The 16,035-nt window shown below is 59.8% G+C and carries 17 protein-coding genes; 8 read left to right on the top strand and 9 right to left on the bottom strand.

Features of this window, described 5'->3' with window-relative positions:
- Positions 1-19 precede the first annotated feature (19 nt).
- The 3 genes from HYPMC_RS19510 to HYPMC_RS19500 all read right to left on the bottom strand — a co-directional run bounded on the left by HYPMC_RS19510 (position 20) and on the right by HYPMC_RS19500 (position 2,740).
- On the bottom strand, positions 20-1,831 hold the full coding sequence (locus HYPMC_RS19510) for an ABC transporter ATP-binding protein (RefSeq protein WP_013949811.1): 1,812 nt from the start codon (positions 1,829-1,831) through the stop codon (positions 20-22).
- A 441-nt stretch (positions 1,832-2,272) separates the two neighbouring features.
- On the bottom strand, positions 2,273-2,512 hold the full coding sequence (locus HYPMC_RS19505) for a hypothetical protein (protein ID WP_024276513.1): 240 nt from the start codon (positions 2,510-2,512) through the stop codon (positions 2,273-2,275).
- A 12-nt stretch (positions 2,513-2,524) separates the two neighbouring features.
- On the bottom strand, positions 2,525-2,740 hold the full coding sequence (locus tag HYPMC_RS19500) for a hypothetical protein (RefSeq protein WP_013949810.1): 216 nt from the start codon (positions 2,738-2,740) through the stop codon (positions 2,525-2,527).
- 301 nt (positions 2,741-3,041) lie between these two features.
- Here HYPMC_RS19500 and HYPMC_RS19495 point away from each other — a divergent pair, with 301 nt between their 5' ends.
- Together HYPMC_RS19495 and HYPMC_RS19490 are read left to right on the top strand one after the other, a co-directional pair.
- Positions 3,042-3,269: a hypothetical protein gene (locus HYPMC_RS19495; RefSeq protein ID WP_013949809.1), complete on the top strand. Its 228-nt coding sequence runs from the start codon at positions 3,042-3,044 to the stop codon at positions 3,267-3,269.
- 52 nt (positions 3,270-3,321) lie between these two features.
- Positions 3,322-4,572: a DUF763 domain-containing protein gene (locus HYPMC_RS19490; protein ID WP_013949808.1), complete on the top strand. Its 1,251-nt coding sequence runs from the start codon at positions 3,322-3,324 to the stop codon at positions 4,570-4,572.
- Between the two features lie 8 nt (positions 4,573-4,580).
- Here the strand turns inward: HYPMC_RS19490 and HYPMC_RS19485 are convergent, their stop codons facing one another.
- Together HYPMC_RS19485 and HYPMC_RS19480 are read right to left on the bottom strand one after the other, a co-directional pair.
- Positions 4,581-4,988, bottom strand: coding sequence for an NUDIX hydrolase (locus tag HYPMC_RS19485; protein ID WP_013949807.1), 408 nt, complete (start codon positions 4,986-4,988; stop codon positions 4,581-4,583).
- Between the two features lie 422 nt (positions 4,989-5,410).
- Positions 5,411-5,608, bottom strand: coding sequence for a hypothetical protein (locus HYPMC_RS19480; protein ID WP_024276511.1), 198 nt, complete (start codon positions 5,606-5,608; stop codon positions 5,411-5,413).
- Between the two features lie 213 nt (positions 5,609-5,821).
- Between HYPMC_RS19480 and HYPMC_RS19475 the strand changes: the two genes are divergently transcribed.
- Positions 5,822-6,037, top strand: coding sequence for a 2TM domain-containing protein (locus HYPMC_RS19475; protein WP_013949804.1), 216 nt, complete (start codon positions 5,822-5,824; stop codon positions 6,035-6,037).
- 121 nt (positions 6,038-6,158) lie between these two features.
- Entirely contained in the window at positions 6,159-8,054 is a 1,896-nt protein-coding gene (pabB, locus tag HYPMC_RS19470) for an aminodeoxychorismate synthase component I (RefSeq protein ID WP_013949803.1), read from the top strand.
- Here the strand turns inward: pabB and HYPMC_RS19465 are convergent.
- The 3 genes from HYPMC_RS19465 to HYPMC_RS19455 form a co-directional block, all read right to left on the bottom strand.
- Positions 8,031-8,336, bottom strand: coding sequence for a hypothetical protein (locus tag HYPMC_RS19465; protein WP_013949802.1), 306 nt, complete (start codon positions 8,334-8,336; stop codon positions 8,031-8,033). The two genes, pabB and HYPMC_RS19465, sit on opposite strands and share 24 nt — an antisense overlap.
- Positions 8,337-8,383: 47 nt before the next feature.
- A complete protein-coding gene (locus HYPMC_RS19460) occupies positions 8,384-8,599 on the bottom strand; it encodes a hypothetical protein (RefSeq protein ID WP_013949801.1) in 216 nt (71 codons plus the stop codon).
- A 104-nt stretch (positions 8,600-8,703) separates the two neighbouring features.
- Positions 8,704-10,521 (bottom strand): hypothetical protein, encoded by a 1,818-nt coding sequence (locus HYPMC_RS19455; RefSeq protein ID WP_013949800.1) that lies wholly within the window; start codon positions 10,519-10,521, stop codon positions 8,704-8,706.
- 492 nt (positions 10,522-11,013) lie between these two features.
- Between HYPMC_RS19455 and HYPMC_RS19450 the strand changes: the two genes are divergently transcribed.
- Positions 11,014-11,907, top strand: coding sequence for a carboxylesterase (locus HYPMC_RS19450; RefSeq protein WP_013949799.1), 894 nt, complete (start codon positions 11,014-11,016; stop codon positions 11,905-11,907).
- 142 nt (positions 11,908-12,049) lie between these two features.
- Here the strand turns inward: HYPMC_RS19450 and HYPMC_RS23445 are convergent, their stop codons facing one another.
- The gene (locus HYPMC_RS23445; protein ID WP_013949798.1) at positions 12,050-12,769 is read right to left on the bottom strand and encodes a DUF2147 domain-containing protein; all 720 of its coding nucleotides are present in this window, start codon (positions 12,767-12,769) and stop codon (positions 12,050-12,052) included.
- A 281-nt stretch (positions 12,770-13,050) separates the two neighbouring features.
- On the opposite strand from HYPMC_RS23445, the gene HYPMC_RS19440 reads away from it, so the two are divergent.
- The 3 genes from HYPMC_RS19440 to HYPMC_RS19430 are packed head-to-tail and all read left to right on the top strand — an operon-like array spanning position 13,051 to position 16,029.
- A complete protein-coding gene (locus HYPMC_RS19440; protein ID WP_024276509.1) occupies positions 13,051-14,181 on the top strand; it encodes an ABC transporter permease in 1,131 nt (376 codons plus the stop codon).
- The gene (locus tag HYPMC_RS19435) at positions 14,178-14,930 is read left to right on the top strand and encodes an ABC transporter ATP-binding protein (RefSeq protein WP_013949795.1); all 753 of its coding nucleotides are present in this window, start codon (positions 14,178-14,180) and stop codon (positions 14,928-14,930) included. The genes HYPMC_RS19440 and HYPMC_RS19435 overlap by 4 nt, the downstream gene beginning before the upstream one ends.
- Positions 14,923-16,029, top strand: a complete 1,107-nt coding sequence (locus tag HYPMC_RS19430) for an HlyD family secretion protein (protein ID WP_013949794.1) — start codon at positions 14,923-14,925, stop codon at positions 16,027-16,029. The genes HYPMC_RS19435 and HYPMC_RS19430 overlap by 8 nt, the downstream gene beginning before the upstream one ends.
- Positions 16,030-16,035 lie beyond the last annotated feature (6 nt).

Below are 16,035 nucleotides of genomic sequence, written 5' to 3'. Positions count from 1 at the left end.
CGGCGCTCGAGTGGGCGGTTTACGCCGCTGCCGTTTGCAAGCGGCGAACTTCAAGATCGACAAGAGATTTGTACGCACCCGCCTTGCTGATCAGCGACGCCGGTGTCCCGTCCTGAACGATTTTGCCATTCTGAATCACGATAATGCGGTCGAAATTGCGCAGCGTGGAAAGACGATGCGCGATAGCGATGACAGTGCGGCCGCGCATCAGCGTTGTTAGCGCTTCCCGGATCAGTTCTTCGGAATGAGTATCGAGCGCCGACGTTGCCTCGTCGAGCAATAACACCGGTGCATTCTTCAGGAAGGCGCGGGCAATCGCGATCCGCTGCCGCTGGCCCCCGGACAGTTTCGCGCCGCGGTCGCCGACAATGGCATCGAGCCCATCTGGAAGTTGTTCGATGAAGCTCAGGCATCGCGCCATTTCGGCCGCGGCTAAGACCTCTTCATCGCTCGCATCGGGCCGGCCGTAGCGAATGTTATCCCGAAGCGAGCGATGAAAGAGGCTGATGTCCTGCGGCACGACGGCGATTGTCCTGCGCAAGGCGTCGTCAGGAAGCGTCGCGCTGACCTCGCCATCGATCAGAATGGCACCATGCTGTACATCGTAGAATCGCTGCATCAGAGCAAAGATCGTCGACTTGCCGGCGCCCGACGGGCCGACGATACCAACGCGCGCGCCCGGCTCGATCTTGAAGTTCAGCGACGAGAAAACTTCCTTGCCATCCGGATAGGCGAAGCCGACATCGCGGAACTCGACGGTGCCGTGCGTCGTCGCCTCACGCTTCGCCGACGCGTAGACCGGTAGTTCGTGCGGGATGAGCAGCGTCCGCAGTGCTTCGGAAAAGCGGGCGAGATGCTGCGTCACGTCAACGAGCGCCACGGCGAGATCGCGCGTCGCGCTGAGGATGGAAATGCCCAGCGTGCAAACCAGAATGACGTCGCCCGGCGTTGCCCGGCCGGCCTGCCAAAGCGCGATCGACCACGCCAGCACGCACGACGTTAAAACGGCTGTCGTCAGCGCGTGAAAGATCCGCAGCCGTTCCAGAAAGTAGAGGCTGTCTTTGCGCGCGCGGATTTCGCGGCTGATGACGCCACCAAGGCGGCGATGTTCGCTGCGCATGCGTCCAAACGATTTGACAACGGAGATGTTGGAGATGACATCAATCATGTCGCCGTCAACATTTGCAGCCTCACGCGCATAAGTGTGGTGCAGCGGCGTCCCGCGCGCGGCCCAGTAGAACATGATCACCACCACAACGCCGACGATGGCCGTAAGAGTGAGGGCGATCGCTTCGCTGACTGTCGTCAAATAGATGATTGAGACAACCGTCGCGATCAGCGGCGGCAGGGCGTTGAATGTCACCATGCTTTCCGTGGTGTAGAGCGCATTAGAAGTCGCGGTTATGCGACTCGTCAGAGCGCCCGGTGCGCGACCGTGGAAGAAGCTTGGCGCGTGCCCTGTCAGGTGCCGAAAAAGCTTCCGACGGACACGGCCGGTAACGCCTGTAAACGTCGAGTGCCCCATCCACGCCGCAAGCCGCCAAGACAGATTGTCGGCGGCAATGAATGCAATGAGAAGAAAGAAAGCGGCCCAGACGGTTTGATGTTTCGTAGGATCTGAAAGCGCATCGACGAGTTTTTTGACGCCATATTGCGTCGAAACCGAAAACGTCACCGCGGCGATTACGGAGAGGAGAATCGCCAAGTGAGACCACCGATATCCGCGAATGATATCGGCAATGAAACGATAAGGATGCTTGGCAAATGCCGATAAATCGTTCGTCAAAATATTACGTCCCTCGATGGTCGACCGTTCGGGATGACAACTCATCGAAGCGGAGGCGGTTCATGGCGAGTGCGCGACAAGACCAATTGGTCGCGCCCTTCACTCGGATATGAGAATTGTCATCGGCTGATCGGCCTATGCCGATGTCAGCCATCGGATTTCCGCGGGGCTGCGCTGTTCCCTTGGGAACTGGGCAATATTCGCTCTGGTTCCTACTTCGGGTAGGAACTCAAGGACGCCGTTCATGCAGAAATCTTTCGCAACACTTGTGAGCGCGCTGACCGTCGCTCTTATGCCCGTAGCTGCGTCCGCTCAAGACGCGGCGCAGCAAACTCAGACTCAGACGACAACCCCACCGCCACCGTCTCAAACGGATACGTCGAGCCCGCTGACGCCATCTAATCCCAATACCACCAGTCCGTTGACCCCGACGCAGCCAAATCCCATCACAGGACAAAACCAGCAATCGTCGAGCGCCGCTGCTGTTCAGTCGAGTTCAGAAGTGCCGTCCACGTTTGTCCAGGCGCCGATCGAGGAGAACCGCGTGGACCCATCGGCCCCCAGTCCGCTGCAGTTGGAGATCGATCCAACGAGCTCGGAGTCGGTGTTGCTCAGCCCCGACGTCACACAACTGGCGCCGACGGCGGCCGGTGTATCACTCAATGCCGTGCAGGGCACGACGTCGACGACGATGCCATCGCTTGGGTCATCGATCTCGCCGCCCACGTCGACGAGCGTCTATCCCGCGATAATCTCCGAGCCGACGGCTACGCAATCATTTCTTTCCTCACTGAGTGGAGCTGGCTTCGAGAGATCGTTGTCGAGCCGGCGCGTCGCGACGAGTTCAAGTTCGAATTCCATGGGGCCGTTGATCGGCACCGCCGCCGTGATCAACTCAAGTCCGGTTGAGTCGATGACATCTGATCCGCCAGCTGTTGGCGCCTCGACCTTCATGCGCTCGCTGCGGTCTTCTTCGATCGTCTCGCCAAAGTTGGTTTCGACGTCGCTCCGGCCGAGTTCGATTGGTCCGACAGCACTGCGCCCTGCCTTCCATGGCGGTTCATCAATGTCGGTTCATCGTGTGATGAGCAGTAGTCGGCGTTGAAGTGCTGCCTGCGCAAATGTGTGGAACGAGTCGGCGTATAGCGCGTTAGCATCCTCGGATGGAGCGATAGGCTCTGCCCTTTTAAGGAGCACCGGCGTGACACATGCTCGCCGGTGCTCCGATTGGACCCTTACAACACAGGATCGATGTATGAAGCTGGGCGAATTCACCCGTCGGGCGCGCGCGTCCCGCCTGCAAAGAAAGGCCAAATACGAAGCCGCTTTTCAGCGCGCGATTCGCGATTTGGATCTGTCGGACGTATCCGCGACGCAGCGCCCCGCTCCGACCGTGCATTATCTGCGGAGCGAAGTGCGCCGTCCCGTTTTATCGCTTTTCCCCAAAAGCGATGCGCAGGGCGATTCGCGGTCACGCGTCTGACGCCTGCATCTGACGTTTGACGGTCGGCGAACGAACATGCGATGACGATTCCATGGCTCGTCGCACAGGAAGCGCTGATCTTCCACTTCATACTGGACGCGTTCCCGCGTGGCTTGCGGGGCGCATGGCCACGCTCGGCGCCGTCATCTGTCAGGCGATTGTTGAGCATTACGGCCGAGACGAGTTGCTCGGCCGTTTGGCACATCCCTTCTGGTTTCAGTCGTTCGGTGCGGTCATGGGAATGGATTGGCATTCCTCGGGCATCACCACGAGCGTCATTGGCGCCTTGAAACGCGGCCTGGAGCCGCTCAAGGACGATCTGGGCGTCTATGTTTGCGGCGGACGTGGCCGGCATTCGCGGCGAACGCCCGATGAGCTAAACCTGCTCGGCGAGCGCATCGGCTTCGATGCGCAAGGCCTGACCCGCGCCAGCCGCCTCGTTGCGAAAGTCGATAGCGCCGCAGTCCAGGACGGTTTCGATCTTTATCTTCACGGCTTTTTCGTTACGCGAGAAGGCCGCTGGACGGTCGTGCAGCAAGGCATGAATGGCGAGAAACGCCAAGCCCGGCGCTACCATTGGCACTCTGGCGCACTGGCAAGCTTTGTCGATCAGCCGCATGCGGCGATCGAAGGGCCTCAGCAAGGCGAGATCATAAATCTCACGGATCGGCGAGCGGAAAAATCGCGTTCCGCGCAGCTCGATCTACTCGCGCATTTAGGTCCCGACCGGATCGTGAAAGAGCTGCAGACGGAAATGCCGCCCGAAGCGCCGTCAGCCCAGCTATCGCTGCCGCACCTCGTCATGCCCGCGCATCACGACGTCCGTTCGAGCGACGTATTCACCCGTCGTCTGCACGCCACATTGGCGGCAGCGGCCGAGCGTGGGCCTGTCGATTTTCCGGAGCTACTGTTGACGCCCGGTGTCGGCGCGCGAACGGTGCAGTCACTCGCGATGGTCGCTGAAGTTGTCCACGGCGCGCCTTATCGCTTTCAGGATCCGGGTCGCTTTTCCCTGGCGCTCGGCGGCAAGGATCGCCAGCCGTTCCCTGTTCCGGTCAAGGTCTACGACGAAACGATCACCGTGCTGAAATCGGCGATGCAGAAAGCGAAGCTTGGCAACACCGAAATGCTCGCGGCGCTGAAACGCCTCGACGATCAAGCCCGGCGGCTCGAAAGCTCCGCACGCGGCCCATCCCTCGAAGCGCACATCGCCCATGAGCGTGCGCGTTCGCCGGACTACGGTGGTCTCTCGGTGTTTGGCTGGGAGAAAGAACCAGACGACAAAGCCAGCGGCTCGCGCTAGCCGATACGTCAGGTGCCGTACTGCGCGATGAGTTCTTTCAACTTCGGTTCGCGGACTTTCTGCGCGGCATCGCTCTGCGAAAACCAGACGCGGACGCGCTCGTCGCGCTCGCGCCAGCTCTTGCGCTGCTTCTTGACCAAAAGCGGATAGACATCGACGTCGACGATGCGAAAGGTGCCTTCCGGCATCTTCTTCCTGTAGCGATAGGTCCCGATCGGACGGCTGCCGATCTTGCCCGTTACGCCGGCTTCCTGCCGCGCTTCCCGCGCTGCAGCTTTGGGATCGCTTAGGCGCTTTGCCGGCCAGCCCTTCGGAATGACCCATCGCCGTGTTTCCCGCGACGACACGAGAAGCACTTCGAAGCCTCCACCGTGCAATTTTCGCACGGGTAGTGCGCCAACCTGCCGAAGCGTCATGAAAAGTTGTTCCCGCCCTGTGTCGTGCCCGTCCGAGGCCCCCGATACAGGTTTGACATTGCGCACATCAATCAAATTGTCTGAACGTCGTATAGTAAACGTCGGATCGGAACCGATTTCTAAATACCTCTGTTAACGCACTAACGACGATCTGGGAGAGAACGCGATGATCTCCGACTTCGATCCTCGCCGCGACCCGGACGATTTGGAAATGGGGCGGCCGACCGTAAATTCTTCATGGCTGGCTGTAATCGTGCTTCTCATCGGCGTCGCGCTGGCAGGCTGGTACGTTTTACTAAGCGGAAATGGTGCGTACAGGCAGTCTTCGCAGGAGGCGAACTCCGGACCCGCCCCGGCGGCCCCGAGCAGGCCATAACGCCTTTTACAAAGCAAAACTTTAGAACATGCTGGCGGGACCGAAATCAGTCCTTTTTTGCTTTGGCCTCTTCGGCAAGCTTATCGACCAATGCCTTGTCGATGATCGGCGGCTTCCGATCGGCTGGCCGCACCGGCCCGTCATCGCGGCTGTCGACGGCAATCGCATCGCTGCCGGGAAACGTCTCCTTGAGCGCCTCGTCCAATTCTTTGTCGACTTCCACCTTGGGCTTCTCGCGATTCATGGGAACTCCGCGAACGTTGGCCAATTTTCTTTTCAATCCGGGCTGACCGATATCAACGCCGGTCCCTGCCGGAGAGTTCAATTTCGCGCCGGGACTGATGGCACCTATGGGGCCACTATAAACCATACGCATTTGCCAGCTTCGCCATTATATATGTGCTGCCCCCCCGAATGCCATCATGCTGAGCAATCGCAAGATGGAATGGAGATCACGATGCATAACCCTCTTCAGGACCAAGGCTTCAAGTTTCACTTGATCGCCTACGTCATCGTCAACGCGATCCTGATTGCCGTCAATCTCATGAACCCCGCGCACATCTGGTTCTTCTGGCCGTTGCTCGGCTGGGGCATCGGTCTAGCGGCCCATGGATATGCAGCATCGAAAGCGCTGGGCCGGCCAAGACGCCCCATCCCACGCATGAGCCGCTAGGCGGGGCGGCTGAGACCGCCGGCCACGCCATTCCGGCGCGACGGCGTGCAGCAGTCGCGCAGACCTGCTGAGTGCGAACGCGCAGTGGCAATCGCCTGGCCGCCGCGCTAGAAGCGGGCGCATGCAGTCAAATTCTCGAACGTCCCCTGATACCGTTAGTCCAGCGCCGCTCAAGACGACCTTAGACGCGCCGATACGGTCACCGGCGTTGGCCGAGGGCTTTGTGCTGCTCGACAACAGCACCAGCCTGGACGCGATCTCAGAGCTGTTCGAGCGCCCCACCGAAATCATCAGAGCCGACACAGCGGACGACGTCGCCCCTGCGCTCGCGGCATTGCAGGCAGGCATCGGCCGCGGACTGCATGCTGCCGGCTTCTTCTCCTACGAGCTTGGCTATCTGCTTGAGCCGAAACTGACCCACCTCTTGCCGACACAACGCAAGGTGCCGCTGTTGTGGTTCGGGCTGTATGAGGCCCCGCGTCAGCTGACGGGCGGCGAGGTCCAGCGGTGGCTGACCGAGGAAGCGATCGGCAATCCGACGCTCGGTGAGTTGGCGCACAGCTGGGATAGCAGTTCCTACCTGAAGCGCTTCAATGAGGTTCAAAAGAACATCAGAAGCGGTGACATCTATCAGCTCAATCTGACGTTCAAGGCGAAGTTCAACCTTCAGGGTTCGCCGCTCGCGCTCTATCGCGATCTCCGCTTAAAGCAGCGGGTCGCCTACGCAGGCATCGTCGATACCGGCGATGTGACGATCCTGTCGTCTTCGCCCGAGCTGTTCATCAAGCAGCATGACCGCATCATCGAGACGCGTCCGATGAAGGGGACCGCCCCGCGGGCCGGTACGCCCGAAGGCGAAGCCGAAGTGCGCAGTGCCCTCTCGAAAGACGTGAAGAACCGTGCCGAAAACCTGATGATCGTCGATCTGATGCGCAACGACCTCGGCCGCATCGCCGATCTCGGCTCTGTCGGTGTCACCGATCTCTTCACCGTTGAAACCTTCAAGACGCTCCATCAGATGACGTCGGGCGTCGAAGCCCGTCTGAAAGACGGCATCGGTATCGTCGATATTCTGAAAGCGATCTTCCCGCCGGGTTCAATCACGGGCGCGCCAAAGATCCGTGCAATGGAACTGATCCGGGAGCTGGAGACTGAGCCGCGCGGCGTCTACTGCGGCGCTATCGGCCGGTTTTCACCGGATGGGTCGGCGCAGTTCAACGTTGCGATCCGCACGGCCATCATCGACCGTAAGGGCTTCGGCGAAATGGGCATCGGTTCGGGCGTCGTCGCTGATTCCGATGGCCCGAAGGAATACGCCGAGTGTCTGCTCAAAATGAAATTCCTGACCGATCCCGTGCGCCGCTTCGAGCTGATCGAAACGATGCTGTACGTGCCGGGAGACGGCCTCTGGCTGAAGGGCTATCATCTCGCGCGCCTTGCCGCCTCCGCCGCTTATTTCGGGTTTTCTTACGATGCCGAGAAGGTGCGGGATGCGATCGACGCCGCCATTGCAACGGCGCCTGATCAGCGACTGCGCGTTCGCTTGTTGTTGGATGAAGACGGTGCCGTTTCCGCAACCGCGACGCCGCAACCAGAGACGGCGGCCGACGCGGTCATGCGCTACGTCATTTCCGATACGCGGATCAACAGCGCCGATCTTTTCCTTTATCACAAGACCACGCGGCGCGAACTCTACGACCGCGAATGGAAGCACTATCACGACACCCTTGGTGCCGATGAAGTGATCTATCTTAACGAAAATGGTGAGTTGGCCGAAGGTAGCCGCACCTCGATCTTTATCGAGCGCGACGGACGTCTCCTGACGCCACGCCTCGCAGCCGGTCTGTTGCCCGGCACGCTGCGGGCGGCACTGTTGGATGAAGGTCGGGCTGTCGAGGCGCGTCTTACGATCGAAGACGCCAACGCCGCAAAGACGATCTATCTAGGAAATTCGGTGCGCGGTCTGGTACGTGCCGGACCGCTTGTGCCGCCGTTATCGGTCGACAACCGGAATTAAGACTGATCCGGTTTCGACAGATACTTGACTGCCGGGCTTAAAGTTGATGACCGAGGTCTTGGTGTCCTGCCGGGCGGCGATCGACATGGCGGCCAGAGCCGCTAACGTCAAAGCAATCGCAGCAACGATGGCTTTAGATGAAAGCCGCGCGCGACGTGCAAAGACCTGAGAAATTTCCTTGGGCATGTCCTGATCGATACGCGCCGAGATGTCGTCTCTCCAGTCCACCGGATGCCGCGCGACACCTTGCGCACGCGCAAACGGAGGCCTCACAAACGGCATAAATTGATACAGCTCGGACTAGACGCAAGACGCATAGCTCAGCGCCTCTACATGCCCCGTACCATGCAGCCAAGCATGAGGATGGTGTAAGCCACGAGCATCGCCCAGGACTCGTTTCCGGTCAGCATCGGGATCTCTGCACCGAAAAATTTCGACATCAGAACAACCACGGTCAAAATCACGGACAGCATAAAAGTTATGATGCTTGGCGCCTTCAATCCCATATCGTGAGTTCCCTCCTCGCTTCTCAATCGAACGCGCATGTCCGCCCCCTTTTGTTCGCGGGTCCAAATCGCGAATCCTTATAGCAGGCGCAGATCACACCAGAGATGAGACCGCATCGATTGATGTGGAAAGGTTCGGCCGTTCAAGCCGAAGGGCGGTCGGCCTGTGGCCGGGAAAACCGCCTCGGCCGGAACAGCCGGGCAAGCCAGAACATGACGATGAGCGCCAGGAACCCGGCGAGGGCGACGGCCCGCGGATGTTTGTCCCAGAGCAGAAGAGGGGCCACACGGCCTTCCCAGACCAGCTGGCTGTCGTCGAAAAGCTCTTTGCTCGATAAGCCCTTATCGGGCGCCAGCATCATGTTGACCGCCGCCAGTTGGTCGCTGCTGGAAATGATCCGCTCGCGGACGGCGCGCGCAGCCAGGATCTGCATTTTCGCAGGCTCGGCAGCGACCACCTGCAAGACTTTTTCACGAGGCGCAGGTTTCAACCCGGAAAGATAGCCCGCCAGCGCCTTCAGCTCATCCTCCGACAATGAGCGCAGTAGACTGTCGAGGGCGGACGAATTGAGTGTGAACAGCATATCGCGGGCGTCTGGCGGCACGCTCGCGATCTTAAGGATTGCAGACCGATCGTTGAGCGCCAGGATTCTATCGAGCGACGCGCGGGTAAGGTTCTTGGGATTGATCCGCTTATGCAACTCATAATCGGCGACGTTGCCGAGCTTGTCGCCCGCCAGCGCCGTCCAATCGAGCCCGGCCTGAATGGATTTGAGATCACGGGCGATCTCCATGCCTTTGTCGGGCATCAGATGAACGGCCGAATTGAGCGTGCCGTCCTGTAGCCGCTTCAAGATAGACGGTTCGCCTTCCGACGTGACCAGGATCGAGACCACTTCATCGAGCCTCGGCAATGCCTCGGGCTTCACGCCATCGAGAAAAGTCTTGAACGCACCATTCTGGTCGGCGAGCTGCAGTACAAGGGCGTGCGCGCGTCGAAACGACTGCCAAACCTGAATGACCTGATCGGCGGCCGCCTGCGCAATCTCGCTGACGTTATCGTTCATTTGCGACTGAAGCGCGTTCGCCAGTTCGTCGCGCACCTTATCCTTCGTCGCCGGCGCCTTCATCTCCTCGGCAATGATCGGCAGAACGCCGTTGCGGAAATCCCAAAGATCCTTCGCGATCAGGACAAGCCCGACGCCCCCCGCGACCACCGACACGAGCCGCGACAGGACGCTGCCAACCAGACGCTGGCCGATCCGTTCGGCAAGGTTTGCAAGCTGACGGCGAACGATCAGGATCGTCGCGCCGGCCAGTCCGGCGCCCGATTCCTTCAGCATCGCTCCCGTCGAGACGTCGCCGGAGCCTTTACTCGGATCGACGATGACGCCCTTGCTCGCATCTCCCGCCAGCGCGCTGGCGACCGCTCCGCCGTATCGCGGACCGACGTAAGCCTTGAGGCAATCGAGCAGGGGGCCGGTCGCGTCCGAGCTTGCGAACTCGATGGTCTTGCCGACCTCTTTGGCGACACCGGCAGCCAGGTCCTCGATGCCGGTCTTGACGGCATCTGAGCGATAAACGCGTTCCGCCACCATGGTCGCGAGCTTCTGCGACTTCTCGCTATAAGCCAGCGACTGCAGCCGTTCAGACCAACTCGTCTCGCTCGTCACCTCGGCGACGGCAATGTCGACGCGGTTGTCGATGATCTGGTCGAGATTCCGCTGCCGCCACTGGTCGGCGACGAGCACTTTATAGTCGATCGACTTGGTGCCGTTCGTGATCGCGTCCGTTACGATCCTGACCACGGCGGCCCTCAGCGAGGCATCGTCCTTGGCTTGGCAGGCCTCGTAGTCGGCGCGGCTGATCGGGTCGGCAATGGCGGCCAGGGACGAGAGCTGGCCGAGCGCCAGGGCTGCAGCGGTCAGCAGCGAAACGGGCGGGCGTAACGAAAAGATCACTGCAGCTCAGTCCCAGCCTTGTCATCCACCGGTAGGCATCCGCAGGGCGGGGCCGGTAACGCACTCTTAAGTATAATTGACCCAATGCGGGTGACCAGTGACGACTGAACTTAAATCCAGGTTTATTCGTTGTCGTACCGGGATTTGGGGTGGGATCCGCACAGTCTGGTAATGTTCTGTTCATCGGGGAGCGATTAACGCGGTACCCCTGGTAACAGCAGCGGCGCTCACCACGTAGTATGCCGCAATGCAGCAACGGGTGAGGGGAAGTAAGGCCGCGGCATGAAGTCCTGTTTAACCAAACGGAAGTAAGCGGATGTCAAAAGCTATGGCGTTTTCAGTTACTTCGTAATAGCTTCACAAATCACGTCTGAAGTACGGGTATCTGCAAGAAAGCTCAAATCTGCGGCGACGCGACAAAGTTGCGTTGGCATCTAAAGCCACCGCGTCGTAAGAGCCACCGACAGGGAAATAACGAGTTCAACGTAGGTAATGAAAAACAAAGAAAAATTTCAGGCCCCTCGTGGAAGTCTGTACATCCCCGGCGGCCGTTCGGGCATCCTGCTGATTCATTCTCTCGGCGGCTCGCCGTTAGAGATGAAAGCAGTGGCCCATGCGATGTCGCGCAAGGGAATGACAGTTTACTGTCCCGTTGTTCCAGGTCTGACCTTCGGAACCGACGTCTCCGGCCTCTCGACGTGGCAGGACTGGTATAAGTCGGTCGCAGCCGCTTTCGATCACATGCGGACTGTTTGCGACAACATCATAATCGGCGGTGCATCGGCTGGTTCGATCCTTGCTCTGCGGCTTGCCGCATACCGGCAGGATCAAGCTTGCGGCCTGATGCTGTTCGCCCCGACGCTCTCCGTCAACGGCTGGGCGATTCCGAAAACCATCAAGCTGTTCCACCTCGTCACCGACAAGTGGACGGCGCGACTCTTCAAGTTCCGCACGCCGGCACCGTACGGCATCAAGGACGAGCGCGTTCGTAACTTCGCGCTTGAGTCGCTGCGTGGCTCCGACAACATGCCGGCCGATATCACCGAGCGCGGTGGCGGCACGGTCTACGAATTCCTTTCACTCGTGCGCAACGTTCGGCCGATGCTGCCGCTCGTGAAGCTGCACACGCTGATTTTCCATCCCCGTCACGACGATCAGAGCGACATCAAGAATACGATGGCGCTTCAGCGGCGGCTCGGCGGCTTGGTCGAAGTCTCGGTCCTCGACGACAGCTATCACCTCGTGACGCTCGATCGTCAGCGCGGGTATGTTGTTGATCGGTCGACGGAATTTGTTGATCGACTGCTTGCGCGTCAGGCCGACAAGGTCGCCGTGCAGAAAGCCGTCTCGTCGACGAATTCAAAGCAACTGGGAGCGGCTGAGTAGCCGCTCTTCCAGGCGTTTCCTGTAACAACAATCGCAATGCTATCAGCCGTTCCGGCCACAACTTGTGGTCGGGAGAGGTCAGTTGAAGTCGCCCCCGGCAAGCCGGCCACTGACCATTCCGGTAATCAAGCGTCCGCTTTGATCACGGATTCGAAGCGACAGGCGGAGGCTCAGCGGTAACGGCCGCCTTCGCAACTTTCTTCTTTTTATGATGCGATGATTTGGCGATGTCGGCGGCTCCGAGCTTGGAGGCGCCAGACGCCGTCTTGCTCTTCTTCGCGTTCGAAGCCTGCTTCTTGCGAACTGCAGGAACAGGCACCGGTACCGGCGGAAGTGCCGCTTGCGAATCGCATGACGGCAGGTCGGAAGGCGCACGCGTCCAGATGAAGGACTTGCCCAGGAAGCGCATGCCTTTGTAGCCCGTCACCTTCAGCGTGTCTGGGCCGAGCAAATCGAGCGCTACACTGAAGGATTTGCCTTGCTTGGGGTCATAGACCCAGCCGTTGTCGAAGCCGCCATCCGAAATTTTCTCCAGATCGCCCAAGACGGGCAAGCCGCAGATCGGTCGGGTACGCTTCGAGGGCTCGGGATTATACCGATCTATCTTCGGCTGACCGTCATCAGCCATCGGCTCTTTGAGCCAATAGATTTTCCCGCAGAGCGTCGTCGGCGTGCAGATCTCGATCTTGACCGCGCCTTTGCCGGTGTCGTCATACCAGACGCCGACTTCCTTCGGATCAGCCGCAGCGGTGGACGCCTGCATCGTAAAGCCGAGTAAAAATCCCGCGGCAGCGATTGCAGCGCCTGAACAATTCGCAATGTTGAAGCAACGCATGACAATAAACCGCAGATGAAAGTTCAACTTTCATACTCCTATGCCGCGAAAGAGGCAAAACATTGGAACCTATTTGTTAAACCCTCACTAAGGCTTCCGTAATTTTGTCTTGGGCCTTACGTATAAGATGCTTAGCCGCCAATTCCGGCAAAACGTGACGCGGACAGAATAAGCGTTTCGCTGTAGTAGCGACGAGCCAATAGCGCTATACGACCCAGGCGTGCATGGGCGCGCCGTTCGATTTCAGGCCAGCGCCGAGTTTGGGCCGGCAGCCCCTTTTGGAAACGTTTGAGAGATCCCGCAGGCACATGGTTTTTACGCTCGCGCTTCGTAATCTTCTGCATGACCGCGTTCGCCTCGCCGTGACGCTGATTGGCATTTTATTTTCGATTGTCCTCGTGGCTGTGCAACTTGGCCTGTATCTCGGTTCGAGCCGCATGATCACGGCAAACATTGCGCGCTCGAACGCTGATCTCATCATCACGACATACGGCGCGAAAAGCTTCGAAGACGGCGGCCTGCTGCTCGGAGACCGTGAGCGGCATCAGGCTCTCGCGACGCCCGGCGTCGAAAGCGTCGTTCCGATCGTTGTCGCCTTTGCCGAATGGCGTAAGCCCGAGGGCGGCTCCTCGCGCGTCGTTCTGATCGGTGCCGATGCCGACGATCAGGGTCTTGTCCCGTGGTCGCTGACCAAAGGCACGATCGAGGACATCAAGGCGCCTGACGCAATCGCTGTCGACCAGACTTATCTTGGCGAGCTTGGCATCACCGGCATCGGCGATACGGCCCAGGTCGCCAACGGCCGCGTTAAGATCCGCGCGCTGACGGAAGGCATCCGGTCGTTTACCCAGTCGCCCTACGCGTACACGACGCTCAACCGCGCGCGCCAGCTTCTCGGCGCTGACGACGACAAATCGACGTTCCTGCTTGTAAAGCTCGTTCCGGGTGCAAACATCCAGGAGGTTCAGAAGGACCTCGCACACCGTCTCGATTCAGCGGACGTGCTGACGAAAGACGAGTTTGAATCGCGTAGCCTCAAGCAGTGGCTGTTCCGGACCGGCGCCGGTCTGGCCCTGATCGGCGGTGCCATTCTTGGCAGTCTCGTGGGTACGGTGATCGTGGCGCAGACCCTTTATTCGAGCACGAAAGACCACATTCACGAATTCGCGACCTTGCGCGCGTTAGGGTCTTCAAGAGGCTACATTTACAAGGTCATCCTGGCCCAGGCGGCGCTCAGCGCTGTCATGGGGTATGTCCTAGGTATGGTGATAGCGTTATTGATACTTTACCTCAGTAGGAACTCGTCGTTGCCATTGGTCATGACCCCTGGTTTGGCATTCTGGCTCTTCGCACTGACACTCTTCATGTGCGCGATCTCGGCGCTTTCGGCCATCGTCAAGGTCACGAAGATAGATCCGGCCACGGTGTTTTCGAGATGACCATGACACCTGTCCTGCGCGCAGAAAATATCGTCAAGGAGCTGGGCACGGGCGCCGGTTTGGTAGTCGCCGTCAAGGGCGTCTCGCTCGACCTGGTTCCCGGCGAGCTGACGCTGCTGATGGGACCATCGGGCTCCGGCAAGACGACGCTGCTCTCGATCCTCGGCTGTATTCTGAAGCCGACATCGGGCAGCCTGCGCATTGCCGACACGGTCATCGACGGTCTCTCGGCCGAAGAGCTGGCCAAGGTCCGCCGCGATCACATCGGCTTCATCTTCCAGTCCTACAACCTCTTTCCGACGCTTAACGCACTGGAAAATGTGCGTATTGCCCTCGACGTCCGCGGCATCAAAGGCTTCGAAGCCACCAGCCGCTCCGAAGAGGTTCTGCGCGAAGTCGGCCTTGGACACCGGCTGACGAACTACCCGCGCAATCTTTCTGGTGGCGAACAGCAGCGCGTTGCGGTCGCTCGTGCCATTGCAAGTTCCCCGTCCGTAGTGCTAGCGGACGAGCCGACGGCCGCTCTCGATAGCGAAAACGGCCACGCCGTGATGGCGCTCCTGTCGCGCATCGCCAAGGAGCAAAATCGTAGCGTGCTGGCCGTGACACACGATCCACGAACGCTCGGATACGCGGATCGCGTCGTGCGCATCGAAGACGGTAAAATCGTCGGTGAGGAACGCCGGCCGGAGGGTATCGATTCCCCCGAAATTACGGATTTGACGAAGAGGCGAAAGCTGCATGCTTAAGAAGATTGATCCGGCGGTCGCGACCATTGTGGTTGCCGCCACCATTGCGCTTGTCGGTGGCTTTGGCGTCAACGCCCTGACACAAACCGAATCCCTGTTTTCGAATATTGCGGGCTCGGCCCAGGCCGACACGACCGCCCCGGCACCGCAATGGGCCGCTTCCGCCACCGCGCGCGTCGAGCCGAAAGACGGCGAGGTTCGCATCGCCAGCGAAGTCGGCGGCAAGATCGTCGAAATCCTCGCCAAGACCAACGACATCGTTAAGACAGGCGATCTTCTGATCCGTCTCGATGACGCGGACTACTACAACAAGATTTACGCCGCTGCCGCCGAGGCGAGCGTCCGCGAGCGTGAGCGCGCCGACGAGCCGGCAACAGGGCCGGCGCTTGATCGCCGCAATGCCGACGACGCCGTCTTTAAAGCTCAGCAGGCTGTATTCGACGCGCACGAGACGTTCGATAAGGTTTACCGCGCTTGGAAATCCGCCGATGGTCCGGAAGACGCCGTCGACAAGGCGCGTCAGGATCTGGCCGAGAAGAAGAAAGCCTTGGCAGCCGCCAAGGATAAGCTCGCTCAGGTCGAGAAAGAGCCCAACATGCCGCTTGAGCAGCGACTGGAATCCTCCCTTGCGCTGGCGCGCTCCGATCTGACGTCGGCAGAGCTGGCACTTGAGCGGACCCGCATTCGCGCACCCGCCGACGGCACGGTTTTGAACATCCTCGCCCGCGTCGGCGAGACGGCCGTCCCGTCGCCGGACAGCGCTCTCGTTGTCTTCGGCGACATGTCGAGCCTGCGCCTGCGCGCCGAAGTCGAAGAGCGCGACGCCGCCAAGGTTCACGTCGGCCAGCGTGTCGTCGTGAAGGCCGACGCCTTCCCCGACAAGACGTTCGAAGGCACAGTCACGTCAATCTCGCAGTCGCTCGGTGCGCCGCGCATTGCAACCCGAGGCCCGCGTCGCCCAAATGACGTTGAGGTCGTCGAAGTGATGATCGCGCTCGATGGTCATCCGCCGCTGTTCACGGGCATGCGCGTCGATGCATTCTTCAAGCTCGACAACGAAGCCGCGACCAGCATGCCTTCGACGACCAAGACGAACTGATCGCGT

The sequence above is a fragment of the Hyphomicrobium sp. MC1 genome (genome assembly GCF_000253295.1).
Classification (GTDB): Bacteria; Pseudomonadota; Alphaproteobacteria; order Rhizobiales; family Hyphomicrobiaceae; genus Hyphomicrobium_B.
The sequence above is the reverse complement of the archived record's forward strand: the minus strand, read 5'-3'. Positions and strand labels throughout refer to the sequence as shown.

Bases quoted from the DNA above. Each gene is read 5' to 3' on its own strand.
- HYPMC_RS19450 (WP_013949799.1), top strand. From the start codon at position 11,014: ATGAAAAACAAAGAAAAATTTCAGGCCCCTCGTGGAAGTCTGTACATC.
- HYPMC_RS19510 (WP_013949811.1), bottom strand. From the start codon at position 1,831: ATGAGTTGTCATCCCGAACGGTCGACCATCGAGGGACGTAATATTTTG.
- HYPMC_RS19435 (WP_013949795.1), top strand. From the start codon at position 14,178: ATGACCATGACACCTGTCCTGCGCGCAGAAAATATCGTCAAGGAGCTG.
- HYPMC_RS19440 (WP_024276509.1), top strand. From the start codon at position 13,051: ATGGTTTTTACGCTCGCGCTTCGTAATCTTCTGCATGACCGCGTTCGC.
- HYPMC_RS19460 (WP_013949801.1), bottom strand. From the start codon at position 8,599: ATGCGCGTTCGATTGAGAAGCGAGGAGGGAACTCACGATATGGGATTG.
- HYPMC_RS19480 (WP_024276511.1), bottom strand. From the start codon at position 5,608: ATGAATCGCGAGAAGCCCAAGGTGGAAGTCGACAAAGAATTGGACGAG.
- HYPMC_RS19500 (WP_013949810.1), bottom strand. From the start codon at position 2,740: ATGAAGGTCGAGGCGCCAACAGCTGGCGGATCAGATGTCATCGACTCA.
- HYPMC_RS19430 (WP_013949794.1), top strand. From the start codon at position 14,923: ATGCTTAAGAAGATTGATCCGGCGGTCGCGACCATTGTGGTTGCCGCC.
- HYPMC_RS19475 (WP_013949804.1), top strand. From the start codon at position 5,822: ATGCATAACCCTCTTCAGGACCAAGGCTTCAAGTTTCACTTGATCGCC.
- HYPMC_RS19490 (WP_013949808.1), top strand. From the start codon at position 3,322: ATGGCTCGTCGCACAGGAAGCGCTGATCTTCCACTTCATACTGGACGC.
- HYPMC_RS19465 (WP_013949802.1), bottom strand. From the start codon at position 8,336: ATGCCGTTTGTGAGGCCTCCGTTTGCGCGTGCGCAAGGTGTCGCGCGG.
- HYPMC_RS19485 (WP_013949807.1), bottom strand. From the start codon at position 4,988: ATGACGCTTCGGCAGGTTGGCGCACTACCCGTGCGAAAATTGCACGGT.
- pabB (WP_013949803.1), top strand. From the start codon at position 6,159: ATGCAGTCAAATTCTCGAACGTCCCCTGATACCGTTAGTCCAGCGCCG.
- HYPMC_RS19495 (WP_013949809.1), top strand. From the start codon at position 3,042: ATGAAGCTGGGCGAATTCACCCGTCGGGCGCGCGCGTCCCGCCTGCAA.